The organism is Variovorax sp. F042 (assembly GCF_057814215.1).
Window position 1 is genome coordinate 148,877 of the sequence record NZ_JBVASX010000001.1, and the last position, 25,245, is coordinate 174,121.

Annotated in this window: 28 protein-coding genes; 25 read left to right on the forward strand and 3 right to left on the reverse strand. The window is 65.9% G+C overall.

Translation table 11 applies throughout. The annotated features are described in order from the left end of the window. Positions 1–3: 3 nt before the first annotated feature. Complete coding sequence (locus ACZYSP_RS00715; RefSeq protein WP_012748083.1) at positions 4–276, reverse strand: oxidative damage protection protein; 273 nt, start codon at positions 274–276, stop codon at positions 4–6. Positions 277–423: 147 nt separating this feature from the next. Between ACZYSP_RS00715 and ACZYSP_RS00720 the strand changes: the two genes are divergently transcribed. The 24 genes from ACZYSP_RS00720 to ACZYSP_RS00835 all read left to right on the forward strand — a co-directional run bounded on the left by ACZYSP_RS00720 (position 424) and on the right by ACZYSP_RS00835 (position 22,099). After that, positions 424–1,464, forward strand: coding sequence for a sulfate ABC transporter substrate-binding protein (locus tag ACZYSP_RS00720; RefSeq protein ID WP_093074735.1), 1,041 nt, complete (start codon positions 424–426; stop codon positions 1,462–1,464). A 101-nt stretch (positions 1,465–1,565) separates the two neighbouring features. Further along, positions 1,566–2,150, forward strand: a complete 585-nt coding sequence (gene ssuE / locus ACZYSP_RS00725; protein ID WP_093054572.1) for an NADPH-dependent FMN reductase — start codon at positions 1,566–1,568, stop codon at positions 2,148–2,150. 126 nt (positions 2,151–2,276) lie between these two features. Further along, complete coding sequence (locus tag ACZYSP_RS00730) at positions 2,277–2,414, forward strand: hypothetical protein (RefSeq protein ID WP_177142297.1); 138 nt, start codon at positions 2,277–2,279, stop codon at positions 2,412–2,414. Positions 2,415–2,445: 31 nt separating this feature from the next. Then, positions 2,446–3,402 carry a sulfonate ABC transporter substrate-binding protein gene (locus tag ACZYSP_RS00735; RefSeq protein ID WP_093173967.1) on the forward strand — a complete coding sequence of 319 codons (957 nt, stop codon included), beginning with the start codon at positions 2,446–2,448 and terminating at the stop codon, positions 3,400–3,402. Continuing rightward, positions 3,402–4,571, forward strand: a complete 1,170-nt coding sequence (ssuD, locus tag ACZYSP_RS00740; protein WP_093074729.1) for an FMNH2-dependent alkanesulfonate monooxygenase — start codon at positions 3,402–3,404, stop codon at positions 4,569–4,571. The genes ACZYSP_RS00735 and ssuD overlap by 1 nt, the downstream gene beginning before the upstream one ends. A gap of 9 nt (positions 4,572–4,580) precedes the next feature. Beyond that, positions 4,581–5,426: an aliphatic sulfonate ABC transporter permease SsuC gene (ssuC, locus tag ACZYSP_RS00745; RefSeq protein ID WP_093054578.1), complete on the forward strand. Its 846-nt coding sequence runs from the start codon at positions 4,581–4,583 to the stop codon at positions 5,424–5,426. A gap of 10 nt (positions 5,427–5,436) precedes the next feature. Then, complete coding sequence (locus ACZYSP_RS00750; RefSeq protein ID WP_093074726.1) at positions 5,437–6,405, forward strand: aliphatic sulfonate ABC transporter substrate-binding protein; 969 nt, start codon at positions 5,437–5,439, stop codon at positions 6,403–6,405. A gap of 5 nt (positions 6,406–6,410) precedes the next feature. Further along, positions 6,411–7,241 carry an ATP-binding cassette domain-containing protein gene (locus tag ACZYSP_RS00755; RefSeq protein WP_093074723.1) on the forward strand — a complete coding sequence of 277 codons (831 nt, stop codon included), beginning with the start codon at positions 6,411–6,413 and terminating at the stop codon, positions 7,239–7,241. Between the two features lie 38 nt (positions 7,242–7,279). Continuing rightward, entirely contained in the window at positions 7,280–8,569 is a 1,290-nt protein-coding gene (locus ACZYSP_RS00760) for an O-acetylhomoserine aminocarboxypropyltransferase/cysteine synthase family protein (RefSeq protein ID WP_093054584.1), read from the forward strand. Between the two features lie 17 nt (positions 8,570–8,586). Continuing rightward, positions 8,587–9,183, forward strand: a complete 597-nt coding sequence (locus tag ACZYSP_RS00765; RefSeq protein ID WP_093054585.1) for a malonic semialdehyde reductase — start codon at positions 8,587–8,589, stop codon at positions 9,181–9,183. A gap of 54 nt (positions 9,184–9,237) precedes the next feature. Then, the gene (locus ACZYSP_RS00770) at positions 9,238–9,453 is read left to right on the forward strand and encodes a TOBE domain-containing protein (RefSeq protein WP_007829250.1); all 216 of its coding nucleotides are present in this window, start codon (positions 9,238–9,240) and stop codon (positions 9,451–9,453) included. Between the two features lie 652 nt (positions 9,454–10,105). Next, the gene (locus tag ACZYSP_RS00775) at positions 10,106–10,663 is read left to right on the forward strand and encodes a hypothetical protein (RefSeq protein ID WP_093074718.1); all 558 of its coding nucleotides are present in this window, start codon (positions 10,106–10,108) and stop codon (positions 10,661–10,663) included. After that, positions 10,663–11,223 carry a hypothetical protein gene (locus tag ACZYSP_RS00780; RefSeq protein WP_093074715.1) on the forward strand — a complete coding sequence of 187 codons (561 nt, stop codon included), beginning with the start codon at positions 10,663–10,665 and terminating at the stop codon, positions 11,221–11,223. Before ACZYSP_RS00775 ends, ACZYSP_RS00780 begins: the two co-directional genes overlap by 1 nt. Positions 11,224–11,402: 179 nt before the next feature. Further along, positions 11,403–12,497, forward strand: coding sequence for an ABC transporter substrate-binding protein (locus tag ACZYSP_RS00785; RefSeq protein WP_093075241.1), 1,095 nt, complete (start codon positions 11,403–11,405; stop codon positions 12,495–12,497). Next, the gene (locus ACZYSP_RS00790) at positions 12,494–13,858 is read left to right on the forward strand and encodes an LLM class flavin-dependent oxidoreductase (RefSeq protein ID WP_093074712.1); all 1,365 of its coding nucleotides are present in this window, start codon (positions 12,494–12,496) and stop codon (positions 13,856–13,858) included. Before ACZYSP_RS00785 ends, ACZYSP_RS00790 begins: the two co-directional genes overlap by 4 nt. Then, positions 13,855–14,694: an ABC transporter permease gene (locus ACZYSP_RS00795; protein WP_093074709.1), complete on the forward strand. Its 840-nt coding sequence runs from the start codon at positions 13,855–13,857 to the stop codon at positions 14,692–14,694. Before ACZYSP_RS00790 ends, ACZYSP_RS00795 begins: the two co-directional genes overlap by 4 nt. Beyond that, positions 14,694–15,485 (forward strand): ABC transporter permease, encoded by a 792-nt coding sequence (locus tag ACZYSP_RS00800; RefSeq protein ID WP_093074706.1) that lies wholly within the window; start codon positions 14,694–14,696, stop codon positions 15,483–15,485. Before ACZYSP_RS00795 ends, ACZYSP_RS00800 begins: the two co-directional genes overlap by 1 nt. Before the next feature lie 23 nt (positions 15,486–15,508). Further along, the gene (locus ACZYSP_RS00805) at positions 15,509–16,330 is read left to right on the forward strand and encodes an ABC transporter ATP-binding protein (RefSeq protein ID WP_093074703.1); all 822 of its coding nucleotides are present in this window, start codon (positions 15,509–15,511) and stop codon (positions 16,328–16,330) included. A 45-nt stretch (positions 16,331–16,375) separates the two neighbouring features. Then, positions 16,376–17,323: a TauD/TfdA dioxygenase family protein gene (locus ACZYSP_RS00810; RefSeq protein WP_093074700.1), complete on the forward strand. Its 948-nt coding sequence runs from the start codon at positions 16,376–16,378 to the stop codon at positions 17,321–17,323. A 128-nt stretch (positions 17,324–17,451) separates the two neighbouring features. Beyond that, positions 17,452–17,934: a rhodanese-like domain-containing protein gene (locus tag ACZYSP_RS00815; protein WP_093074697.1), complete on the forward strand. Its 483-nt coding sequence runs from the start codon at positions 17,452–17,454 to the stop codon at positions 17,932–17,934. Between the two features lie 37 nt (positions 17,935–17,971). Continuing rightward, positions 17,972–18,889: a serine O-acetyltransferase EpsC gene (epsC, locus tag ACZYSP_RS00820; RefSeq protein WP_093054607.1), complete on the forward strand. Its 918-nt coding sequence runs from the start codon at positions 17,972–17,974 to the stop codon at positions 18,887–18,889. Beyond that, entirely contained in the window at positions 18,886–19,155 is a 270-nt protein-coding gene (locus ACZYSP_RS00825; protein WP_081269389.1) for a helix-turn-helix domain-containing protein, read from the forward strand. Before epsC ends, ACZYSP_RS00825 begins: the two co-directional genes overlap by 4 nt. A gap of 64 nt (positions 19,156–19,219) precedes the next feature. Next, positions 19,220–20,152 carry a family 2A encapsulin nanocompartment shell protein gene (locus ACZYSP_RS00830; protein ID WP_093054609.1) on the forward strand — a complete coding sequence of 311 codons (933 nt, stop codon included), beginning with the start codon at positions 19,220–19,222 and terminating at the stop codon, positions 20,150–20,152. Positions 20,153–20,218: 66 nt separating this feature from the next. Then, positions 20,219–22,099, forward strand: coding sequence for a family 2A encapsulin nanocompartment cargo protein cysteine desulfurase (locus ACZYSP_RS00835; protein WP_256216684.1), 1,881 nt, complete (start codon positions 20,219–20,221; stop codon positions 22,097–22,099). Here ACZYSP_RS00835 and ACZYSP_RS00840 read toward each other — a convergent pair. Beyond that, positions 22,096–23,091, reverse strand: coding sequence for an alpha/beta hydrolase family protein (locus ACZYSP_RS00840; RefSeq protein WP_093075236.1), 996 nt, complete (start codon positions 23,089–23,091; stop codon positions 22,096–22,098). The genes ACZYSP_RS00835 and ACZYSP_RS00840 overlap by 4 nt on opposite strands. Positions 23,092–23,234: 143 nt before the next feature. On the opposite strand from ACZYSP_RS00840, the gene ACZYSP_RS00845 reads away from it, so the two are divergent. After that, a complete protein-coding gene (locus ACZYSP_RS00845) occupies positions 23,235–24,593 on the forward strand; it encodes an NAD(P)/FAD-dependent oxidoreductase (RefSeq protein ID WP_093074694.1) in 1,359 nt (452 codons plus the stop codon). On the opposite strand, the gene ACZYSP_RS00850 is transcribed toward ACZYSP_RS00845, so the two are convergent. Continuing rightward, the gene (locus ACZYSP_RS00850; RefSeq protein WP_093074692.1) at positions 24,580–25,242 is read right to left on the reverse strand and encodes an aspartate/glutamate racemase family protein; all 663 of its coding nucleotides are present in this window, start codon (positions 25,240–25,242) and stop codon (positions 24,580–24,582) included. The two genes, ACZYSP_RS00845 and ACZYSP_RS00850, sit on opposite strands and share 14 nt — an antisense overlap. Between the last annotated feature and the right edge of the window lie 3 nt (positions 25,243–25,245).

Genomic DNA, 25,245 nt, shown 5'->3' on the forward strand with positions numbered 1-25,245 from the left:
GGCTCAGTTCGAGGGGGGTACGTAGCCCTGGGCCACGTCGGCGCCTTCGCCGAAGAAATGCTTTTCCATCTGCCGCGCCAGGTACTGGCGGGCGCGCAGATCGGCCAGATTCAGCCGGTTTTCATTGACCAGCATGGTCTGCTGCTTGAGCCAGGCGGCCCAGGCTTCCTTGCTGACGTTTTCCCAGAGGCGCTTGCCCAGCTCGCCTGGGTAGGGCGGGAAGTCGAGCCCTTCGGCCTCTTTGCCGAGCTTGATGCACTGAACCATGCGTGCCATTTCGATTGCCTTTGAACGGGAAAAGTGGGGAAAGCGGTTGCTTAGTTGATTTGGCTATTTAGAACTGAAAACTTGGTCGTTCCAGTTTCTATATGTCGTATTGAGAATACGCAGCTTCATTGATATGCCTTTTCAGAGCAAGACACCATGAGCCTCCGCCGCGACTTTATCAAGCTTTCCCTGGGTGCCGGCGTGGCCAGTGCCATGGCCCTGTCGGCGTTGCCGACGTTTGCCCAGGGCGGCGCAGCCCCGGTGACGCTGCTGAACGTGTCCTATGACCCGACGCGCGAGCTGTACGTGGACTACAACCAGGCCTTCGCCAAGTACTGGAAGGCCAAGACCGGCCAGGACGTGACGGTCAAGCAGTCGCACGGCGGCTCGGGCAAGCAGGCCCGCTCGATCATCGACGGCATCGACGCCGACGTAGCCACGCTGGCGCTGGGCGGCGACGTCGACGCGCTCGTCACGCATGGTGGCCTCGTCAAGGCCGACTGGCAGAAGCGCCTGCCGCACAACTCCGCTCCCTACACCTCGACCATCGTGTTCCTGGTGAAGAAGGGCAACCCCAAGGGCCTGAAGGACTGGGACGACCTGATCAAGCCCGGCGTGCAGGTGATCACCCCGAACCCCAAGACCTCGGGCGGCGCCCGCTGGAACTACCTGGCCGCGTGGGAATTCGCCAAGCGCAAGTACGGCGGCGATGCCAAGGCCAAGGAATACATCGGCAACCTGTTCAAGAACGTGCCCGTGCTCGACACCGGCGCGCGCGGCTCGACCATCACCTTCGTGCAACGCGGCGTGGGCGACGTGCTGCTGGCCTGGGAGAACGAAGCTTTCCTGGCGCTGAAGGAATTCGGCCCCGAGAAGTTCGAAATCGTGGTGCCCTCCATCTCCATCCTGGCCGAGCCCAGCGTGGCGGTGGTCGACAAGGTCGTCGACAAGAAGGGCACGCGCGCCGTGGCCGAGGAATACCTGAAGTACCTGTACTCGGACGAAGGCCAGGACATTGCGGGCCGCAACTTCTACCGCCCGACGTCTGACAAGGCGAAGGCCAAGTACGACAAGCAGTTCCCCAAGCTGACGCTGGTGACCATCGACCAGGCCTTCGGCGGCTGGGCGAAGGCCGACAAGGAGCACTTTGCCGACGGCGGCTCCTTCGATCAGATCTACACGACGAAACAAAAGTAAGCCAAGCCGCCCCAGCAAGCCGGCAGTGCAGGGCGCCAGTTCGACTGGCGCCGTGGTTCGGCTCGCCCTGAATTCCTGAAAAAGAAAACAGAAAGTCTCCCGTGTCCGTTCTCCTGATTGCCGGCAGCCCCACGGCCCCGTCCCGCTCCACCGCCTTGCTCGACTCGGTGGGCGAGCGGCTGGCCCAGCGCCATGCGCGGATCGAGCGGCTTGCCATCCGCGAGCTGCCGGCGCAGGCGCTGCTGCTGGCCGAGTGGAACAACCCGGCCATCGAGCGTGCCATTGCCCAGGTGGCGGCGGCTCGCGTGATCGTGGTGGCCACGCCGGTCTACAAGGCGGCCTACAGCGGCCTGCTCAAGGTCTTTCTGGACCTGCTCTCGCAGAACGCGCTCAAGGGCAAGACGGTGCTGCCGCTGGCCACCGGCGGCAGCCCGCACCACATGCTCGCGCTCGACTACGCATTGCGCCCCGTGCTGCAGTCGCTGTCGGCGCGCCACATCCTGCCGGGCGTGTACGCCAGCGAATCGCAGATTGCGCTGACGCCCGAGAACGCCTACCAGGTGCACAACGACCTGGCCGAGCGACTCAACGAGGCCGTCGAGGTGCTGGCCACCGAAGGCCTGAAGCTGCCTGCAACCCACGGCTTCGAGCCGGTGCCGTTTTCTCGCGTGCGATGTAGCGTCTGAAAGCACGGGCTCGTCGCGAGCCCGTGCTTGCCCAGACCTCATCCCTCATTCCCGTTCTTGAAAGCCGCCTGCGCGCGGTGCGGGACAGCTTTTGCCTGAAGTTTTTGCAGACCAAGGAATCCACGCATGACCCCCGTTGCCACCGAAGACTCCGTGCTCGACACCTCGCCGCGCTCCCTCTGGCACGCGCTGGGCGATCTTGCCGTGAGCGTCATCGTCGTCAGCGCCATTGCGCTGATCGTGAGTTTCATTGCCGCCGCCTGACCGCGCGGCACATCCATACCCAAGCATTGCCATGACATTGATTTCCGCACCCCGACGTCGCCTGATCCAGGGCGTTGCTGCCGCCATTGCGCTGCCTTCTTTTGCTGCGCTGGCACAGGCGCCCGCACGCCAGCTTCGCATCGGCAACCAGAAGGGGCCGCTGAGCGTCCTCAAGGGTCGCGGCACGCTCGAGAAGCGACTCGCACCACTCGGCGTGACCGTGAAGTGGACCGAGTTCACCGCCGGCCCCGTGCAGCTCGAGGCGCTGAACGTCGGCTCCATCGACTTCGGCGACGTGGGCGAGGCGCCGCCCATCTTCGCGCAGGCAGCCGGTGCGCCGCTGGCCTATGTGGCCGCGACGGTGCCGCGTCCGCGGGCGGAAGCGGTGATCGTGCCCAAGGGTTCGGCCATCAAGACCGTGGCCGATCTGAAGGGCAAGAAGATCGCGCTCAACAAGGGCTCGAACGTTCATTACCTCATCGTCAAGCTGGCCGAGAAGCACGGGCTGCCGTACACCGACCTGAACCTGGTCTACCTGCCGCCGGCCGATGCGCGCGCCGCCTTCGAGAAGGGCTCGGTCGACGCCTGGGTCATCTGGGACCCGTTCCTCGCCGCAGCCGAAAAGTCGCTCGAAGCGCGCGTGCTGGCCGACGCCACCGGCGTGGTCGGCAACCGTGGCTACTACTTCTCGTCGCTCGACTACGTGGCGAAGAACGCCGACGTGCTGGCCATCGCGGTCGAGGAGATCAACAAGATCGACGTCTGGGGCGCAGCCAACAAGGGCGACTACGCGGCCGAACTGGCCACGCTCTGGGGCCTGCCGAAGCCGGTGGCCGATTTGTCGGTGGGCCGGGTGGACTACGGCACCACACCCATCACCAAGGCCATCCTCGCGGAGCAGCAACAGATTGCCGACACCTTCTTCGCACTGAAGCTGATCCCGAAAAAGATCAACCTGCTCGAAGCCGCCGGCGCGGGGATTGCGTGATGCAGATCTTCTGGTTCCTCCCCACGCACGGCGACAGCCGCTACCTCGGCACGAGCGAGGGCGCACGCCCCATCGACCTGGCTTACCTGCAGCAGATTGCCGGCGCGGCCGACAACCTCGGCTACGAAGGCGTGCTCATTCCGACGGGCCGCTCGTGCGAAGACCCGTGGGTCATCGCGTCGAGCCTGATCGGTGCGACGAAGAAGCTCAAGTTCCTGGTGGCGGTGCGCCCCGGCCTGCACCAGCCCAGCCTGGCCGCGCGTATGGCCGCGACCTTCGACCGGCTCTCCGGCGGGCGCCTGCTCGTGAATCTCGTGACCGGCGGTGACCAGGCCGAGCTCGAAGGCGACGGCGTGTACCTCGACCATGCGTCGCGCTACGAACAGTCGGCAGAGTTCATCCGCATCTGGCGCGAGATCATCGCGCGCAGCCACGACGGGCAGGCTTTCGACTTCGAAGGCAAGCACCTGAGCGTGAAGGGTGCGAAGCTGCTTTACCCGTCGGTGCAGAAGCCGTATCCGCCCGTGTGGTTCGGCGGCTCGTCGGCTGATGCGCACGACCTCGCCGCGGAGCAGGTCGATGCGTACCTCACCTGGGGCGAGCCGCCCGCGGAAGTCGCGAAGAAGATCGCCGACGTGCGCGCCCGCGCCGAGCGGCAGGGCCGCAAGGTCGAGTTCGGCATTCGCCTGCATGTGATCGTGCGCGAGACCGAAGACGCCGCGTGGAAGGCCGCCGAAGAACTGATCAGCCGCGTGGACGACGAGACCGTCATCCGCGCGCAGGCTGCGTTTGCGCGCATGGATTCCGAAGGCCAGCGCCGCATGGCCGCGCTGCATGCTGGCGGCGCCAAGCGCTCGCGCGCCGAGCTTGAGATTGCGCCGAACCTCTGGGCTGGTGTGGGCCTCGTGCGTGGCGGGGCTGGCACCGCATTGGTCGGTGACCCGAAGACCGTTGCTGCGCGCATCGAGGAATACGCGGCGCTCGGGCTCGACAAATTCATTCTCTCGGGCTACCCGCATCTCGAAGAGGCCTACCGCTTCGCCGAGCTGGTGTTCCCGCTGCTCTCCCGCAAGGCGCAGACGCGTCTGGCAGGCGGTTCGCTCAGCGGGCCCTTCGGCGAGGTCGTCGCCAATCTCGATGCGCCATCCAGGCTCGTCTCCCAAAGCTGAAGGACCGCCATGACCGAACAAGTTCAGGAGCTGCCGGCCGTGGCACCCACCGAGAACACCGGCAACGCATTCAGGAGCTTCGCTGCCAACGTCGCCGGGCGACTGGTGCCGTGGCTCGTGCCGGTCGGGCTCATCGTCTTCTGGCAGATTGCGTCGTCGCTGGGCTGGCTCAGCACGCGCGTGCTGCCGGCGCCTGTCGACGTGGTCAAGGCTGCGTGGAACCTCACGGTGTCGGGCGAGCTGTGGACGCACGTGAAGGTCAGCGCGGGTCGTGCGCTCGCGGGGCTGGCCATCGGCGGCGGGGCGGGGCTTGCGCTCGGCCTGCTCACGGGCTCGGTGAAGTTCGCCGAGACGCTGCTCGACTCCACCATCCAGATGGTGCGCAACATTCCGGCGCTGGCGCTGATTCCGCTGGTGATCCTGTGGTTCGGCATCGACGAATCGGCCAAGCTGTTCTTGATTTCGGTGTCGGTGTTCTTTCCGATCTACCTGAACACCTTCCACGGCATCCGCAACGTCGATCCGCAGCTGATCGAGATGGGGCGCACCTACGGCCTGTCGCGTTGGCAGCTGTACCGCGAGGTGATCCTGCCGGGCGCGCTGTCGTCGATTCTCGTGGGCCTGCGCTTCTCGCTGGGCCTGATGTGGGTGATCCTGATCGTGGCGGAGACCATCTCGGCGCAGGCCGGCATCGGCTACCTCACGATGAATGCCCGCGAGTTCCTGCAGACCGACATCGTGCTGGTGGGCATCCTGCTGTACGCGCTGCTCGGCAAGCTGGCCGACCTGTTCGCGCGCGGGCTGGAGCAGTGGTGGCTGCGGTGGCATCCTGGCTACCAGAAGAAGGCGAAGTGAGGGCGGGGGCATGACGCAATTCCATGTTTCCCGTCGCACCGTCATCGCCACGCTGGGCGCGTTCGGCGCCAGCGCGGTGCTTGCGCAGGGCGTGGCCGCCCGGCCCGCGACCGTGCGGCTCGGCTACCAGAAGTCGTCGACGCTGATCGCCGTGCTCAAGGCACAGGGCGCGCTCGAAAAGCAGCTCGCGCCGCTCAACGTCACGCTGAGCTGGCACGAGTTCACCAGCGGCCTGCCGCTGCTGGAGGCGCTGAACCTCGACAACCTGGACATCAGCGCCGACGTGGCCGACACCGTGCCGGTGTTCGCGCAGGCCGCCGGAGCAGACCTGACCTTCATTGCGCAGGAAGCACCGTCGCCGGCCGCACAGGCCATCGTGGTGCGCGAAGACTCGCCGATCAAGACGGTGGCCGATCTGAAGGGCAAGAAGATCGGCTTCGCGAAAGCCGCTGGCGCGCACTACCTGCTGATCGCCGCGCTCGACAAGGCCGGCCTGTCGTTCAAGGACATCGAGCCCGCCTACCTCACCCCCGCCGATGGCCGCGCCGCCTTCGAGAAGGGCGCCATCGACGCATGGGTGGTGTGGGACCCGTTCCTCGCTGCCGCGCAGCGCCAGTCGAAGGTACGCGTGTTGGCCGACGGTGCGGGCATCGCTTCGTACCAGCGCTACTACCTCGCGAGCACCAAGTTCGCGAAGGCCCGGCCCGACGTGCTGCGCGTGGTCTACGCCGAGCTCGAGAAGACCGGCAAGTGGGTCAAGCAGAACCCGAAGGACGCGGCCGCGCTGCTGTCGCCCGTATGGGGCCTGGACGCCGCAACCATCGAGCAGGCCAACAGCCGCCGCAGCTATGCCGTGCGTCCGGTGGTGGCCGAGGCCCTGACCGAGCAGCAGCGCATCGCCGATGCCTTCTTCACGGAAAAGCTGCTCCCCCGAAAAATCGATGCGCTGAACGTGGCGCTTTTCAAACCCGGAGCCTGAAGCCCATGAGTGCCGTCCTGAAAGACATCCAACCCCAGGCCATCGCCGGCGGCGTGCGCCTCGAAGCGCGCGGCCTGCACAAGCGCTACGGTGCGCGCGAAGTGCTGCGCAACACGCGCCTGACCATCGAGCCGGGCCAGTTCATCGCCATCGTCGGGCGCAGCGGCTGCGGCAAGAGCACGCTGCTGCGGCTCATCGCGGGGCTGGAGGAGCCGAGCGCCGGTGGCCTCTACACCGACGGCAAGGCCGTGCATGGCCTGCACGACGACACCCGCATCATGTTTCAGGAGGCGCGCCTGCTGCCGTGGCGGCGCGTGCTCGACAACGTGACGCTGGGCCTGCCCAACGACGCCAAGGCGCGCGGCAAGGAAGTGCTGGCGCAAGTCGGCCTGGCCGACCGCGAGAACGAATGGCCGGCGCGCCTGTCGGGCGGCCAGCGGCAGCGCGTGGCTCTGGCCCGCGCGCTGGTGCATCACCCGCGCCTGCTGCTGCTCGACGAGCCGCTGGGGGCGCTGGATGCGCTGACGCGCATCGAGATGCACCGCCTCATCGAGAACCTGTGGCAGCGCCACCGCTTCACCGCTTTGCTGGTGACGCATGACGTGCAGGAGGCCGTGGCGCTGGCCGACCGCGTGATCCTCATCGAAGACGGCCGCATCGCGCTCGACGAGAACATCGCGCTGGCCCGCCCGCGCTCGCAGGGCGACCCGGCCTTCGCGGCCATTGAAAAACGAATCCTCGACAGGGTGCTGCAGAAGCCGGAAGACACCGCGCCAGAGAGCACCGACGCAAGCTGGCTCAGCACCCCCGCGCACGCATTGCGCTGGGCGATCTGAGCTTCTTTCATCCATCCGCCCCTTTGAAAGGCAGTCGCATGTCGCAGAACTGGAAATTCGAAACCCTGTCGGTGCACGCCGGCTACTCGCCCGAACCGACCACCCGCGCGGTCGCTCCGCCGATCTACCAGACGGTGGCCTATGCCTTCGACAGCGCGCAGCACGGCGCGGACCTGTTCGACCTGAAGGTGCCGGGCAACATCTACACCCGCATCAACAACCCCACGCAGGACGTGCTGGAGCAGCGCGTGGCCGCGCTTGAAGGCGGCATTGCGGCGCTGGCGCTGGCCTCGGGCCAGGCGGCCGTGACCTACGCGATCCAGACCATCGCCGAGGCCGGCGACAACATCATCAGCAGCACCGCGCTGTATGGCGGCACCTACAACCTGTTCGCCCACACGCTGCCGCAGTTCGGCATCACCACGCGCTTCGCGGACCACCGCGATCCGACAAGCTTCGAGAAGCTGTTCGACGAGAAGACCAAGGCGGTGTTCGTCGAATCACTGGGCAACCCGGCGGGCAACGTGACCGACATCGCGGCCATTGCCGAGATCGCGCATCGCCATGGCGTGCCGCTGATCGTCGACAACACAGTGCCTTCGCCGTACCTGAGCCGGCCTATCGAACACGGCGCCGACATCGTGGTGCACTCGCTCACCAAATACCTGGGCGGCCACGGCACCAGCATCGGCGGTGCCATCGTCGATTCGGGCAAGTTCCCGTGGGCCGAGCACAAGCAGCGCTTCAGGCGCCTGAACGAGCCTGACGTGAGCTACCACGGCGTGGTCTACACCGAGGCGCTGGGCCCGGCCGCCTACATCGGCCGTGCGCGCGTGGTGCCGCTGCGCAATACCGGTGCGGCCATCTCGCCGTTCAACGCCTTCCTGATCCTGCAGGGCATCGAGACGCTGGCGCTGCGCATGGACCGCATCAGCAGCAACGCACTCGCAGTGGCGCAGCACCTGAAGCAGAGCAAGGCCGTGAACTGGGTGAACTACGCGGCGCTCGAAGACCACCCCGACTACCCGCTGGCAAAGAAGTACTTCGGCGGCCGCTCCAGCGGCGTGCTGACCTTCGGCATCGGTGCGGGTCGCGAGGGAGGGGCGAAGTTCCTCGATGCGCTGAAGCTCTTCACGCGCCTCGTGAACATCGGCGACGTGCGCTCGCTGGCCACGCACCCCGCCTCGACCACGCACCGGCAGCTGTCACCCGAGGAGCTGGCCAAGGCCGGCGTGACCGAAGACACCGTGCGCCTGTCGGTCGGCATCGAACACATCGACGACCTGATCGCCGACCTCGACCAAGCGCTCGCAGCAGCGTCGAACTGAAACACCTTTTTGAAGACATGACCACACTGCAATCCATTCCCGAAGCCGCGCTGGACCAGCTGTTCCGCAAGGCCCGCACCGTGCACGCCTTCAAGCCCGTGCCCGTGACCGACGAACTGATCCACAAGCTCTACGACCTGCTGAAGTGGGGCCCGACCGCCTACAACGCCCAACCGGCGCGCTACGTGTTCGTGCGCAGCGAAGAAGCCAAGGCGAAGCTCAAGCCAGCCGTGTCCGCGGGCAACACTGCGCAGACGCTGGCGGCCGGTGTCACGGTGATCGTGGCGCACGACACGCGCTTCTACGAGCACCTGCCCACGCAGTTCCCGGCCTACGACGCCAAGCCCTTCTTCGAGAAGAGCGCCGAAGCCGCACAGGCCACGGCCTTCCGCAACAGCAGCCTGCAGGGCGCCTACCTGATCCTGGCGGCGCGCTCGCTCGGGCTCGACGCAGGGCCGCAGTCGGGCTTCAACGCCGACCTGGTCGACAAGGCCTTCTTCCCCGACGGGCGCTACCGCGCCAACTTCCTCGTCAACCTCGGCGTGGCCGACCACGCCGGCACTTTCGAGCGCGGCCCCCGGCTGGCGTTCGACGACGTGGCCGAGATCGTCTGACGCTCCGGCCCATTCATCCATCCATCCCTGCTTCAACCTGAAAGAGAAACCATCATGTCCATCCAAGCCATCAACGTGCGCAACCAGTTCAAGGGCAAGGTCCGCGAGATCATCCGCGGTGACGTCGTCTCCGAAGTCGATGTCGAGACCGCCTGGGGCATCGTCACCTCCGTCATCACCACGCGCTCGGTCGACGAGCTGCAACTGAAGGTGGGCTCCGACGTGGTCGCGCTCGTGAAGTCGACCGAGGTTTCGATCGCGAAGCTCTGACGGACCCTCGGGCATCTGCGACAACCCGGCGCTGTCATGGCGCCGGGTTTTTTCGTTTCTGGGCTTCGTGTTTGCAGGGGTTTACAGGGTGTGGATTCATCGACCGTGCTGAATTTCTGGAATCCATCGAATCTTTCAAGACCCTGAATTTTCTTTGAAGACATCGCCATAGCATCCGCGCCGCGAGGTGCGATCCGTGTCGTGTGTCGATGCTGGGAAACGCCTCGTGAAGAGTCGTTAACCAATCAAAGATATTCAGGGAGGAACCCCATGCTCGTTGAAATTGACGAACACGGAATGCTCAGTCACGCGCGAGGGCGATGCATCGGATCGAGATGCGTAGAGCGCCAGGAGACCGCTATCCGAGCAATATGGAAGCCATAGGAATCGAAATGGTGGGAAGAGCAAGATTGCCGGAGGGATTTAACCCGACTCTCAAGCAAAGAAAAATGCCTCTGGAAAGACTGCGGGGAGACGCCGGTGTCTTTCCCACTCCAACAGCAGCTCAGAACCAGGCGCTTTCGTGGCTCGTTCATGTGCTCCAGAGCTCAATGCAACTCGCAACGAGCGAAGTGTTTCGTCACCCGGATGTCAGCAGAAAGAACAGTACCGAGGCGCAAGGCGCGAACTGGACGCTCCCCATACCCACACCATGAGCAAAGTAAGCATTCTTTTGATGGCGCTGGTTGCAACCGCAATGGGTGCCCCGACTCACGCGGCGGACAAGCGATACCCGCTTGATTCCGTAAGGAAGATCGAAGTCGTCGAGCCCTCCAGCGGGTCTGTGTGGGAAGACAAAAATCTCCTAGATTGCTCCGATGTCGTCCTGACCGAAGAGGATGTGCGATATGCGCTGCGGCACATACGCAGGGTCACAGAGAAGGCATTTTTCAGCGAGGAGACGGAGAGGACGGGGTGTTCAGGTGGTGCTTCCGTCACTTTCAGAAATGGAAAGATCATCGTCATCGGAGTCGAGCCCACGGGGAGGATCAACATCTTCGAAGCGAACGCCAAACTCGAACCTACCGGTGTTCCTGAAAGCTACTATGGGTGCGATCCGTGCAGGAAGCGCAAGATGATCCTTCTTCAGGACGCTTTCGATCGAGCCGATGAGCGCAGGCTCAAGAAGCTGGTGGCGCAAGGACGGATTTCTTCCACTGAAGCGGAACTTCTGCTGCAGAAGGCGCGTTCAGCGCGCAAAGGGCCTTGATGCGCAAGATCAACAATCTCGTGGCCACGATACTGATCGTGGCAGCGGGAACATCTTCAGCGCAGGCCGCTGACAAGCGGTACCCCATCGCGTATGTGCAGAAAGTGGAAGTCACACACCCTTCGCACCGAGGTGCCTGGGAGAACAAGGATTTTCTGAACTGCGACGATGTCGTGCTGGCAGAAGAGGACGTCCGCTACGCCTTGCGGCATATGCGCAGGGTTTCGTGGAAAGCCTACGACCCGGAAAGAACCGATACCACAGGGTGCGAAGGGAGTGCCCTCGTCACGTTCAAGAACGGAAAAATCCTCGCCATGGGTATCGAACCCAATGGGCGAGCTCTTGCCCTTGAGTACGACGCAAAGATGAAGCACACGGGGAGTCCGACGAGCTTCTACGAATGCAGCCCTTGCCGGGAGCGCAAGATGGCTCTCCTGAAAGATGCACTGAACCGCGCGGATGAGCGAAGGCTCAAGAGGCTGGTGGCGGAAGGGCAGCTCTCTGCCAGCGAAGCGGAGTTTCGGTTGAAGTGGGTGCGAGCTGAACGCGACAAGCCCTGACATACCAACCAAGGCGTTCTCCCCCTGGTTACCCGCTACGGCGGGTTTTCTTTTGGCTGTATCCAAACGGCAATCACCCTTAGTCGCGGGGCGCATTAGAAAGCGCGAACAGCTTCCTTCCGCCTCGCGCACCCGCCTCGCAGAATCTTCTGGATTCATCGAAACCAAGGTTGCCGCTCATGCTCAAACGTTCGTTTCTTCGTCACGCTGCTGCGTGGCCTTTGATCGCCGCCGCACCACGCCTGCTGGCGGCTAACACCGAAGCGCCGGCCACCATCCGCATCGGTGTCGCCACCGGCGGCGTGGGCAACCCGGTGCGCTTCGGCGGGTCGTCTGCGGCGCTGCTGCATGCCTTCGGCGGGCTTGAAGAAGAATTCAAGGCTGACGGCACGAAGATCGAGTGGGTGTTCTTCAAGGGCGCGGGCCCGGCGGTGAACGAGGCACTGGTCAACAAACAACTCGACCTGGCCTGGCAGGGCGACCTGCCTTCCATCGTGCACCGCGCGGGCGGAGTCAAGACTCGGATCATCGCGGGCTCGGGGGTGCGCAATGGCCTTTACCTTGCGGTGCCGCCGGATTCGCCGGTCAAGCGCATCGAGGACCTGCGCGGCAAGCGCATCGCGCTCTACAAGGGCACGAACCTGCATCTCGCGGCCGTGCGCGCGCTGGCCGCGCACGGGCTGAAGGAAAGCGACGTCCGCCTCATCAACCTCGACCTGCCGGGCGCACAGGCCGCGCTGGCCACCAGGGACATCGACGGCGCGTTCGGCTATGTCGAGCTGTTCGTGCTGCGCGACAAGGGCGCGGCGAAGGTGATCTATTCGGCTTCCGAGGATTCATTCAAGTACACGCGGCAAACCGTGCTGCTGGCCTCGGACGATTTCGCGCGGAGCTATCCCAAGGCCACGCAGCGCATCGTCAAGTCGCTGGTGACGGTGGCGCGACGCTACTCCGACGAATCGCAGCGCGACGAAGTGTTCAGGCAATGGGGCAAGGCCGAGGTGGCCGAGAAATACTGGCGCGAGGACTTCATCGGCCAGCCGCTGCGCGTGCGCCTGTCGCCGCTGCTCGATCCGTTCCTGGTGCAGCGCTACAAGGATTCGGCCGAACAGGCACTGGCGCTCAAGTTGGTGCGCGGCAAGGCAGAGATCGACAACTGGTTCGATCGCAGCTTTCTCGATGCAGCGCTGCGCGAGCTGAAGCTGGAGAACTACTGGCCTGTGTACGAGGCCAATGGCGAAGTCAGCGGCAAGCAAGTGGCGGTGGCGCGATGAGCAGCAGCAAGCGGCAGATCAAGCTCAATGCCTTCCTGATGGCGACCGGCCATCATGTGGCGGCGTGGCGCCACCCCGATGTGCCGCTGCAGGCCGGGCTCGGTTTCGCGCACTACAAGGCACTGGCGCAGACGGCGGAGCGCGCGAAGTTCGATGCGGTGTTCCTGGCCGACAGCGTGGGCATTCGAGATGCCTCGGCGTCGCGCACCCTGCATCGCAGCGCACGGGTCTCTGGCTTCGAGCCGTTGACGTTGCTGTCGGCGCTCGCGGCCGTGACCGAGCGGCTGGGCCTGATTGCCACGGTGTCGACCACCTACAACGAGCCGTATCACGTGGCGCGCAAGTTTGCTTCGCTCGATCACCTGAGCGGCGGACGCTCGGGCTGGAACGTCGTCACCTCGTCCAACGAGGCCGAGGCGCTGAACTTCAACCTCGACCGGCATCCCGAGCACGCGCTGCGCTACGAGCGCGCGCGGGAGTTCGTCGATGTGGTGACAGGGCTGTGGGATTCGTGGGACGACGATGCCTTCACGCACGACAAGGCGGCCGGCGAATACTTCGACCCCGACCGGCTGCATGTGCTGGCGCACCAGGGAAAGCACTTTCGCGTGCGCGGCCCGCTCAACGTCGCGCGGCCGCCGCAGGGGCACCCGGTGGTGGTGCAGGCCGGCGCTTCGGAAGCGGGGCAGGCGCTGGCCGCAGCGACGGCGGAGGTGATCTTCACCGCGCAGCAGTCGCTGGCGGGCGCGCAGGCTTTCTATCGCGGCCTGAAGGCGCAGCTGGCGCACCATGGCCGCGACCCCGAGGGGCTCAAGATCTTGCCGGGCGTGTTCCCCGTGGTGGGGCAGAGCGAGCAGCATGCGAAGGAAAAGCTCGAGGAGCTGCAATCACTGATTCCGCCCGACGTGGGCGTGGCGCTGCTGTCGACGGTGATCGGTGGCGTGGATCTCACGGGCTATCCGGTCGATGGCCCGCTGCCCGGTAACTTGCCAGAGCCGAACGGGCCCAAGAGCCGCTTCCGGCTCGTGACCGAACTGGCGCGCACCGAGGGCCTGAGCATTCGCCAGCTCTACCAGCGCGTGGGCACGGCGCGCGGTCACTGGTCGATTCACGGCACGGCCTCGCAGATTGCCGACCAGCTGCAGCAGTGGTTCGAAGAAGAGGCGGCCGACGGCTTCAACGTCATGCCGCCGACCTTGCCCGGCGGGCTGGATGACTTCGTGACGCAGGTGGTGCCTGAGCTTCGGCGCCGCGGCCTGTTCCGCCATGAGTACGAAGGCCGCACGCTGCGCGAGAACCTGGGGCTGGCGCGGCCCGCGAACCGGCATCTGCTGGCGCGTGATCTCAAGGCGGCCGCATGAGTGCGGTGCTGCCTCCGGAGCTGTCGCTCCCGGTCGTCGGGCGAACGTCGCCCCTTGCGGCATGGCGCCGATGGCTGCCTGGCACGACACGCCTGCTGCTCGCCTGGCCGGTGCCGCTGGCCGTGCTGCTGCTGTGGCACATCGCGGCGCGCAACGAATGGATCGCGCCGCAGGTGCTGCCGTCGCCCGAAGCGGTGGCAGCGACTTTCGCCGATGCGTTGCGCAGCGGCGAGCTGCTCGACAACCTGCGCATCAGCCTCTGGCGCGTGTTCGCGGGCTTCGGCGTCGGGCTGGTGGGCGGGTTGCTGATCGGCACTGCGATGGGGCTGTCGCCGACCTTCAAGGACTACGTCTATCCGCTGTTCAAGGCCTTCGCGCAGGTGCCGGTGCTCGGCTGGCTGCCGTTGCTGATGCTGATGGTGGGCATCGACGAGGCGCTCAAGATCATCCTGATTGCCAAGGCCTCGCTGGTGCCCATTGCGCTCAACACCTACAAGGGCATCCAGAACGTGCCCACGCGCTACATCGAAGTGGCGCGGGTGTTCCGGTTCAGCCGTTGGCAATTGCTGTCGCGCGTGGTGTTCCCGGCCGCGGCGGCACCCATCTGGAACGGCGTGCGCTACGGCTTCACGCACGCCTGGCTCGCGCTGGTGGTGGTCGAGTTGCTGGCGTCGAGCGAAGGGCTGGGCTACATGATTGTGTTCGGGCGGCAGCTGTTCCAGCTCGACGTGGTGCTGGCGGCGGTAGTGATGGTGGGGCTGGTCGGCTTCGTGCTCGACAAGATGCTCGCGCTGATCGAGACGCGGTTGCTGCGCTGGCGGCGGGCGGGGTTCTGATGAGTGCCGGGAACCTCTTTCGCCGCGTGCCGAAACCCCTGCGCGGCTGGGTGCTGCCTGCATTGCTGATGGCGCTCTGGTGGGCAGCCTTCCGCTTCGGCTGGTCGAGTTCGCCGCTGCTGGTGTCTATCGACAGCGTCTGGCAACAGGCGGTGGAGCAGGCCACGAGCGGGGAGCTATGGGTAGGGCTCTCCGCCAGCCTGTGGCGCGACCTGGCGGGTTTTGCCATCGGCGCGAGCGCGGGGCTGCTGTTCGGCGCGGCGCTGGGCCTGTCGCGGTTGTTCGAGAACCTGGTGGGGCCGGGCTTCCACACGCTCAAGCAGATCTCGCTGTTCGCATGGATTCCGCTGCTGTCTGTCTGGTTCGGGCTGGGTGACGCGGCCAAGGTGGCCTTTCTGTCGCTCGCGGCTTTCTTTCCGGTGGTGCTCAACACCTTCGAGGGCATTCGCAGCGTGCCGGGCGACCTGGTCGAGGTGGCGCGGGTGCTGCGCTTCAACCGCTGGCAGTTGTTCACGCGTGTGGTGCTGCCGAGCGCGTCGCCGTCGATCTTCGCGGGCATTCACCTGGCGCTGATCTACGCATGGCTTGCCACGCTCGGGGCGGAGTACCTGCTGGTCTCGGGCAAGGGCATCGGCAACACCATGATCGATGGGCGCGACCACTTCCGCATGGACTTGGTGATCTTCGGCGTGATCGTGGTCGGGCTCGTGGGCTTCACGCTCAACTGGATCGCTACGCGCATCGAGAACCGCCTGCTGGCCTGGCGCGGACGTTCCGTGGCCGGCTTCTGAACAAGAGAAGAAAGAACAACGCAATGGCACACGCCGCCACGCTGGAAATACGCCAGCTCAGCAAGCAATACGAGGTCGAGGGCGCACCGCTGAAGGTGCTCGACGACATCAGCCTGACCATCACGCCGGGTGAGTTCGTCAGCATCGTGGGCTCCAGCGGATGCGGCAAGTCGACGCTGCTGCGGTTGATCGTCGGCCTCGAAGCGGACTACCGCGGCGAGGTACTCATCGACGGGAATCGCATCGTCGGCACCAGCCTCGACCGCGGCATCGTGTTCCAGGAGCACCGGCTGTTCCCGTGGCTCACGGTGCGGGACAACATCGCGCTGGGCCTGCTCAATGCCGGGCTCGGTGCACAGCAGAAGCGCAAGGAGGTGCAGGCGCACATCGAGCTGGTCGGGCTCAAGGGCTTCGAGAGTGCCTATCCGCATCAGCTGTCGGGTGGCATGTCGCAGCGCGTGGCGATTGCGCGGGCGCTGGTGAACCGGCCCGAGATATTGCTGCTCGACGAGCCTTTCGGCGCGCTCGACGCGATGACGCGCGCGCATCTGCAGCAGGAGCTGCACCGCATCTGGCAGGCCGAGGGCATCACCATGATCCTCGTCACGCACGACGTGGAGGAGGCCGTGTACCTTGGCGACAAGGTGGTGGTGATGGAGCCGCGCCCCGGGCGCATCCGCCGCATCGTGCCGGTGGAGCTTGCACATCCGCGCAATCGCGTAGACCTGGCCTTCACCCACGTCAAGGAAGAGGTGCTGCGCGAGTTCGCGGGCACGCCGCCACCGACCGAAGCGCCGCTGTATCCGGTGGGTGGTTTGCCTGCCGGCCTGCGCTTTGCCTATTGAGCCTTTGTTCCTTTCCTTTCTTCCATCAACCAAAGAGGACCTTCGATGAGCGCCATTCTTTCTTCCCCGGTCGTTGCGCAGGACAACGAACTCGACATCGTCCGGCAGGCCGGCCACATCGGCGCGGAGGTGCGCGGCGTGCGGCTCTCCGGCGCATTGCAGCCGGAGGTTTTCCAGTCGATCAAGGCCGCGCTGCTCAAGCACAAGGTGCTGTTCTTCCGCGGCCAGCAGCACCTGGACGATGCGCAGCAGGAAGCCTTCGGGCGCCTGTGGGGCGAACTGGTGCCGCACCCGACCGTGCCCTCGAAGGACGGCACGCGGCTGCTGGAGCTCGACTCACGCCACGGCGGTCGCGCCAATTCGTGGCACACCGACGTGACTTTCGAGGTCGCCTATCCGCAGGTGTCGATCCTGCGTGCGGTGGTGATCCCGGCCTATGGCGGCGACACCGTCTGGGCCAACACGGTGGCGGCCTACGAGAGCCTGCCCGATGACCTCAAGGCGTTGGCCGACCGCCTGCGCGCCATCCACGGCAACGACTACGACTACGCCGCCGCGCGCCTGCCGGTCGACCTGAACGACGAGGGCGCCCGTCGCTACAAAGAAGTGTTCACGCGCCGCCTGCTCGAAGCCGAGCACCCGGTGGTGCGCGTGCACCCCGAAACCGGCGAGCGCAGCCTGGTGCTGGGCCATTTCGTGAAGAGGCTGGCCGGCCATTCGACGCACGACTCGGGCCATCTGCTGAGCGTGCTGCAGAGCCATGTGCACCGCCTGGAGAACACGGTGCGCTGGCGCTGGACGCAGGGCGACGTGGCGATCTGGGACAACCGCGCCACGCAGCACTATGCAATCAATGACTACGGCGACCAGCACCGAGTGGTGCGGCGGGTGACGATCGCGGGCGACGTGCCGTATGGCGTGGATGGCGCGACGAGCGTGGACCGGACGGCTCCGGCCGTGCGCGCTGCCGAAGCTGCAGAAGCGGCTGCCTGAGCCTGTTTCTATAGATCGGATGGTTGTTAGGAATCGACTTTTCAGTTGTTTGAGCTTCGGCGTGCGGCTCCTACAGTGGTGGTTATCGCCATCAAGGCGTATCCAACGCACAACAGGAGCCGCACAGCATGTCAGTGGAAGTTGAAGAAGAACTCGTCTTGCCCGAAGCACTGGAACAGGCGCGCGCCAAGGCCGCCGAAAGCAATTGGCCCTATGCCGGCGGCGTGACGCCACCGGTGGCCTGGGAACTGGTGCAGAAGGGCCATGCCGTGCTGGTTGACGTGCGCTCGGGCGAAGAGCGCAAGTTTGTCGGGCACGTGCCCGACAGCCTGCACGTGGCCTGGGCCACGGGCACGGCGCTCACGCGCAACCCGCGCTTTGTGCGCGAACTCGAGGCCAAGCTGGCGAAAGACGGCGGCAAGGACGCCGTGGTGCTGCTGCTGTGCCGCAGCGGCAAGCGCTCCGCACTGGCTGCCGAGGCGGCTGCCAAGGCCGGTTTCACGAATGTCTTCAACGTGCTCGAAGGTTTCGAGGGCGAGATCGACGCGCACCAGCACCGTGGCGGTGCAGACGGCTGGCGTTTCCACAAGCTGCCGTGGGTGCAGGACTGAAATCCCCAACACAAGACGTTCCCCGAGAGAAAAACACATGGCCCATTTCGAGGTAAGCGACATCGTGCGTGCGCTGCATGGCGTGCGCGACGAGTGGCGCGATTCACAGCGCCGATCGCGGGAGCCCGGTGCGCGCGAGTTTCCGTCGCGCGACGCGCTCGCGCAGATCGTCGAGTCGCTGAAAGGTGCGCTCTTTCCGATGCGGCTCGGCCCGCCGGACCTGCGCCACGAGAGCGAAGACTTCTATGTCGGCCACACGCTCGATGCCGCCCTGCAGGCGCTGCTCGTGCAGGCCCGGCTCGAACTGAACTTCAACGCGCGCCACGAGCCGCGCCCCGCGAGCGAGATCGACGACACGGCCACCGAAGCCGTGCGCCGGTTCGCGAACGCGCTGCCCGGCCTGCGCCGCCTGCTCGACAGCGACGTGCTCGCTGCCTACCAGGGCGACCCCGCCGCGCGCAGCGTCGACGAGGTGCTGCTGTGCTACCCCGGCGTGCTCGCGATGATTCATCACCGCTTGGCGCATGAGCTTTACAAGCTCGGCCTGCCGCTGCTGGCGCGCATCGTGGCAGAGCTCTCGCATGGGCAGACGGGCATCGACATCCACCCGGGCGCGCAGATCGATGCGGGCTTCTTCATCGACCACGGCACGGGCGTCGTGATCGGCGAGACGGCCGTCATCGGCAAGCGCGTGCGGCTCTACCAGGCCGTCACGCTCGGCGCCAAGCGCTTTCCGACCGACACCGAAGGCAACCTGCAGAAGGGCCTGCCGCGGCATCCGGTGGTGGAAGACGACGTGGTCATCTACGCGGGCGCGACGATCCTCGGACGGGTCACGCTGGGCAAGGGCGCCGTCATCGGCGGCAATGTCTGGATTACCGACGACGTGCCGCCAGGCGCGAGCGTCACGCAGGCCAGCCTGCAGAACGCACCGAAAGCGGGTGGGGCAGCATGAAAGCATTTGTAGAAGACTTCGGCGTGACGATTCGCCAGTTGCGCGAGGGCAAGGGCTGGTCGCAGGAGGAGCTGGCTGAGCGCTCCGATCTGAACCGCTCCTACGTGGGCGAGATCGAGCGCGGCCGTGTCATTCCGTCGATCGTCACTGCGCAAAAACTCGCGACCGCGCTGGGCATCAACATGGTCGGCCTGCTCATGCGCTGCGAGCAACTGGAGCAATCGCGCCTCGCAAGAAGGATCAACTTGGCGGCTATAGCCTGTTGAGGGAAAACCCGTGGCCGCCGGACACTGGCGGCCACTTTTTCCTTAACACCCGGAGCCCTGATCCATGAGCGCAACAGTTGGTGGTACGACCGCCCTTGGCGACAACGCCGCAAGACAGCTAGCCAATGCCACCAAGACAGTCCCCCAGCTCGAGACCATCAGCCCCCGCTGGCTGACGCACCTGCTGCAATGGGTGCCGGTGGAAGCGGGCATCTACCGCGTCAACAAGGTCAAGAACCCCGAGTCGATCAAGGTCACCTGCACCTCGCGCGAAGAAGAAAACCAGCTGCCGCGCACCTTCGTCGACTACGAAGAGAACCCGCGCGAGCACTACCTCAATGCCGTGAGCACCGTGCTCGACGTGCACACCCGCATCTCCGACCTCTACAGCAGCCCGCACGACCAGATCAAGGAGCAGCTGCGCCTGACGATCGAGACGATCAAGGAGAACCAGGAGAGCGAGCTCATCAACAACCCTGACTACGGCCTGCTGGCCCAGGTGACGGAAGAGCAGCGCATCTTTCCGCTGACCGGCGCACCCACGCCCGACGACCTGGACGAGCTGCTGACCAAGGTGTGGAAGGAGCCCGCGTTCTTCCTCACGCACCCGCTGGCCATTGCCGCCTTCGGCCGCGAAGCCACGCGCCGCGGCACGCCGCCGCCGACCGTGAGCCTGTTCGGCTCGCAGTTCATCACCTGGCGCGGCATTCCGCTGATTCCGTCGAACAAGGTGCCGGTGGCTGACGGCAAGAGCAAGATCCTGCTGCTGCGCGTGGGCGACAAGCGCCAGGGCGTGGTGGGGCTGTTCCAGCCAGGTCTGTCGGGCGAGCAGGGCCCGGGGCTGTCGGTGCGCTTCATGGGCATCAACAACCATGCGATCGCGTCGTACCTGATCTCGCTGTACTGCTCGCTCGCGGTGTTGACCACCGACGCGCTGGCGGTGCTCGACGACGTCGAGATCGGCAAGTACCACGACTACACCGACACCTACAAGTAAGCCGCGGTGAGCAGCACTCCATCGATTCCGGGCGAGGCGCCGTTCGATCCGGCCATCCTCGCGCGCATGGCGAGCGCCATGTTCGCTGCACTGCCGGGCACGCCGCCAAGCTCGCTGCCCGGTGTGGCGAGCGGGCTGGTGCCGGGCGCGCAGTTTCCCGCCAACATTGCGCCGCCGGGTTCGCCGCTGGCGAGCCCTGCCGGCTTCGGGCCGAGCGTGCCGGGCACGCCGATTCCGCAAGGGCAGATTCCCGGCGCCAACGTGCTGCCGGCATCGCCCACGCAACTGCCTTCGCTTGCGAACCGCGCGCCGGCCTTGTTGCCGCACGCGGTGGCGGGCAATGGCGTGCCGGACACGGTGCTGTCTGTGGCGCCGGCTTTCGAGCCGCGCTCGGGTGGCACGGTGCAAGGCGTGCCACAGGTGAATGCGCCCACGACGCCGCAGGCCGCGGCCTCGCCGTTCTACTTCGTGGGCAACAGCTACGGCCATCCATCGGCGGGTGCTACCGATGGCATTGCGATCCACGATCCGTTCGCGGGTCTTGCGTTGCCGCCAACGGCCGCGCCCGTCTCGCCACCGAGCCCGCCATCGGCGCCGGCCGGCCGCGATGCGCAGTTCTACTTCGTCGATGCGGTGCGCCTGCCCAACGGCTTCGTCACGCCGGCCAAGCCCGATCCGCGCGGGCCCGATGCCGTGCCATTGGCCGGCAGCGGCCAGCACCCGCCGTTCGACGTCAACGCCGTGCGGCGCGACTTCCCGATCCTGCAGGAGCGGGTGAACGGCAGGCAGTTGGTGTGGTTCGACAACGCGGCCACCACGCACAAGCCGCAGTCGGTCATCGACCGCATCGCGTACTTCTACGAGCACGAGAACTCGAACATCCACCGTGCGGCGCACGAGCTGGCCGCGCGCGCGACCGACGCCTACGAAGGCGCGCGCGAACGCGTCCGCAAGTTCATCAACGCGCCGGAAGTCGAAGAGGTGATCTTCGTGCGCGGCACCACCGAGGCCATCAACCTCGTGGCCAAGAGCTGGGGCGGACAGCACGTGGGCGAGGGCGACGAGATCATCGTGTCGAACCTCGAGCACCACGCCAACATCGTGCCGTGGCAGCAGCTCGCCGCCGCCAAGGGCGCGAAGCTGCGCGTGATTCCGGTGGACGATTCGGGCCAGGTGCTGCTGGACGACTACCGCAAGCTGCTCAACGACCGCACGAAGATCGTCGCCGTCACGCAGGTCTCGAACGCGCTGGGCACCGTGGTGCCGGTGAAGGAGATCGTCGAGCTGGCGCACCGTGCGGGCGCGAAGGCGCTGGTCGACGGCGCGCAGTCGGTCTCGCACATGCGGGTGGACGTTCAGGACATCGGTGCCGATTTCTTCGTGTTCTCCGGCCACAAGGTGTTCGGCCCCACCGGCATCGGCGTGGTGTGGGGCAAGCGCGAAGTGCTCGAAGACATGCCCCCGTGGCAGGGCGGCGGCAACATGATTGCCGACGTGACCTTCGAGAAGACCGTGTTCCAGCCGATCCCGAACAAGTTCGAGGCCGGCACCGGCAACATCGCCGATGCCGTGGGGCTGGGCGCCGCCATCGACTACGTCAACAAGATCGGCATCGAGAACATCGCGCGCTACGAGCATGACCTGCTGGTGTACGGCATGCGGCAGCTCGGCGCGATTCCGGGTGTGCGGCTGATCGGCACGGCGGCCGATAAGGCCAGCGTGATGTCCTTCGTGCTCGACGGCTACACCACCGAGGAGGTGGGGCATGCGCTGAACGACGAGGGCATTGCGGTGCGCACGGGGCACCACTGCGCGCAGCCGATCCTGCGGCGCTTCGGTGTCGAGACGACGGTGCGGCCCTCGCTGGCGTTCTACAACACCTTCGACGAGGTCGATCGGCTGGTGGCTGTGGTGCGGCGGCTGTCGTCGCAGCGGCGCGCGGGCTAGGGCTTTGGCGCGAGGTGCTGCCTGAAGAAGGCAACCACCTCGGCGTTGAACCCGGCATGAAACGCCACGCGGTCGAAGCCCGGCCCGTCGCGGCAGATCTCGGGCAGTGCGCTGGCCATGGCCGGTGAGCACGGCGCGAGGAAAGCGAAGTGCGCGGCGCCGGTTGCCACATGCCATTCGGGCGGCGCAGGCAGGTTGCGGCGAACTGCCGCCACGTTCTCGGGCGTGACGCCATCGCCGCCGTACTCGGAAGCCCAGAGCTGGATCGGTATCGTCACGCTCTTCAGGCTGTCGGCATCGAAGACCATGCTGAGCGGGTCGGCAATCACGGCGGCCTTGATGCGGGTGTCACGGGTCAGCGGCGAGGCGAGCAGTTCCTGGAATCTCTGCCGCATCAGCGCGCACGCCGGGCCTTCCGGCGTCGATGCGCAGGGGGACGAAGGCAGGGGCGGGAGCCGCTCGAAGTTCGGACGTGCACCGCTGAGCACAAGGCCCGTATAGCCGCCCCTTGAAAACCCATAGAAGCCGATCTGCCCGGCGGCGAGCCTGTCATGCGCGGGCCACTGCTGGAGCATGTGGTCGATCAGCCGGGCGATGTCCGTCGTGCGCGTTGCGAGTGCCGAAATCTTGTCGCCCGGGCCGCCCCGGATCTGGGAGTTGTCGTCCGAATGGCTGATGGCGGCGACCACGAAGCCCGCGTCGGCCAGCGCCTGTGCCGTGTCGTAGTGGCCGAGGAACGAGCCTCCATATCCATGCGACAGCACGATCAACGGCAGCCGGCTGCCGTCGATCGGGCAATCACGTACGCCGGAGATGGTGGAGCGGCCGAGCCTGATTTCGCCAGCTGGCGCGGCGCAGGGCGTCCACACGCCGCCGTGCAGCGCCGGGCCTTTCTGGTCGGCAGGTATCTCGATGGTGCTGAAGCCCGCGGCCTGGGCAAGCGTCGCCGAAAGGCAGAAGACGGCGAGGAAGAGGGAGCGAAGAATGGGCATGGCGAGTCGGTCCTGCATGAGGATGGGAGTCGGCCTGCAGTGTGCTGCTGCCCGGCGGGCGCCGCTTAGCCGACTTTGCTATCTTTCTTCGAGCGGCCGGCGCGCTATGCTTGACCTTTGTTAACAATGTCGCTTGTCCACGCATGTCCTTGCCCCAAGCTTCTTCCCCCACCCCTCAGACGGCCGATGAATCCTGCGACGTGATGGTTGTGGGCGGTGGCCCCGCCGGCTCGACCATCGCCGCGCTGCTGGCCCAGCAGGGCCGCAAGGTGGTGCTGCTCGAAAAGGCGCATCACCCGCGCTTTCACATCGGCGAATCGCTGTTGCCCGGGAACGTCGAATTGTTCGAGAAGCTCGGCGTGCGCGACCAGGTCGACAAGATCGGCATGCCGAAGTTCGGCATCGAGTTCGTCTCGCCCGAACACGAGCACCGCAGCTATGTGGAATTTGCCGAGGGCATGGACAAGTCGCTCGACTCCGCCTGGCAGGTGCGCCGCTCCGAACTTGACGAGCTGCTGTTCCGCAACGCGGCCACGCGCGGCGCGCAGACCATCGAAGGCTGCAAGGTGCGCGACGTGGCCTTCGATGCCGACGGCGCCACGGTGCAGGCCGAAATGGACGACGGCGCGCGCCGAAGCTGGCGCGCCCGCTTCGTGGTCGACGCCACCGGCCGCGACACGCTGCTGGCCAACAAATTCCGCTGCAAGGAAAAGAACCCCGACCACAACAGCACCGCGCTGTTTGGCCACTTCACGAATGCCGAACGGCTCGAAGGCAAGAAGGAAGGAAACATCAGCATCTGCTGGTTTCCGCATGGCTGGTTCTGGTTCATTCCGCTGGCCGACGGCACCACCAGCGTGGGCGCGGTCTGCTGGCCGTACTACCTGAAGACGCGCGACAAGCCGCTGAAGGAGTTCTTCTACGACACCATCGCCACCTGCCCGGTGCTGGTGGAACGCCTGAAGAACGCCACGCTGGTCGACGACGCGGTGCACGCCACCGGCAACTTCTCGTACTCGAGCACGCACGCCACGGGCGACCGCTACCTGTTGCTGGGCGACGCCTTCACCTTCATCGACCCGATGTTTTCCTCGGGCGTGTACCTCGCGATGCACAGTGCCTTCGACGGCGCCGAACTGGTGGCGAAGGCGCTCGACCGGCCCACCGAGCTGGCGGCCGCGCGCAAGGACTTCGAGGCCATGATGCGCAAGGGCCCGCGCGAGTACTCGTGGTTCATCTACCGCGTGACCAACCCGACCATCCGCGACATGTTCATGCACCCGGGCAATCCGTTCCGCGTGAAGGAAGGGCTGATGTCGCTGCTGGCCGGCGACATCTACCGCGGCACGCCGACGCGCGGGCCGCTCGGCATGTTCAAGTTTCTGTACTACTTCATCTCCGTCACGCACATGCGGCGGACCTGGGAGGGGTGGAAGCGGCACCGCTTCAACATCCGGGACATGGGGATGCTGAAGGGGGAGACGATCCTCAAGTCAGACTAGCAGCCAGTGCCACGGCGTGTCGGGCACCCAGCGCGGGGCTGCTGAGCACGTCGATGCCGAGGTCCGCGAGCAGGGCGGCCGCGGGGGCCATCGAGGCCTGGGCCAGCACGATGACGTCGGCTTCGCCTGCCGCAGCGCGGATCGAGCGGGCCAGGGTTTCGATGTAGCGCGCGTTGTCGCCTGCTTCGAAATGGGGCCACGCTTCTTCGACCAGCAACGTGTTCGGCTGCACCGCGATGCCTGCGTTTGCCGCGGCGGAACGCACCAGTTTCATCGTTGGCCCGAGCGTGCTTTCGACCGCTGCCACAACCAGCACGCGCGGCCCGGTGCGCACTGCGCGGTCGGCCATGGCGCGATCGATGCGCAGGGCCTTGAAGGTATTGCCTGTGGGCATTTGTTCGGCGACGGCACCGATGGTCGAGCAGGTGCACACCACGACTTTCGCGCCGCTGGAGGCGGCTTCGTGCATGGCACGGTGAACGCGGGCGATCAGGCCTGTGTCGTCGGTGCCCACGACACGCGCGTCGGCCAGCAGGTCTGCTTGCACGAGATGTCGCACACGCAGGCCAGGCGCCATCTCGGCCACCAGCTGCTCGAAGGTCGGCACATGCACCTGCGCCGTGTGCAGGAACGCCAGCGCGTCGCGCATGAC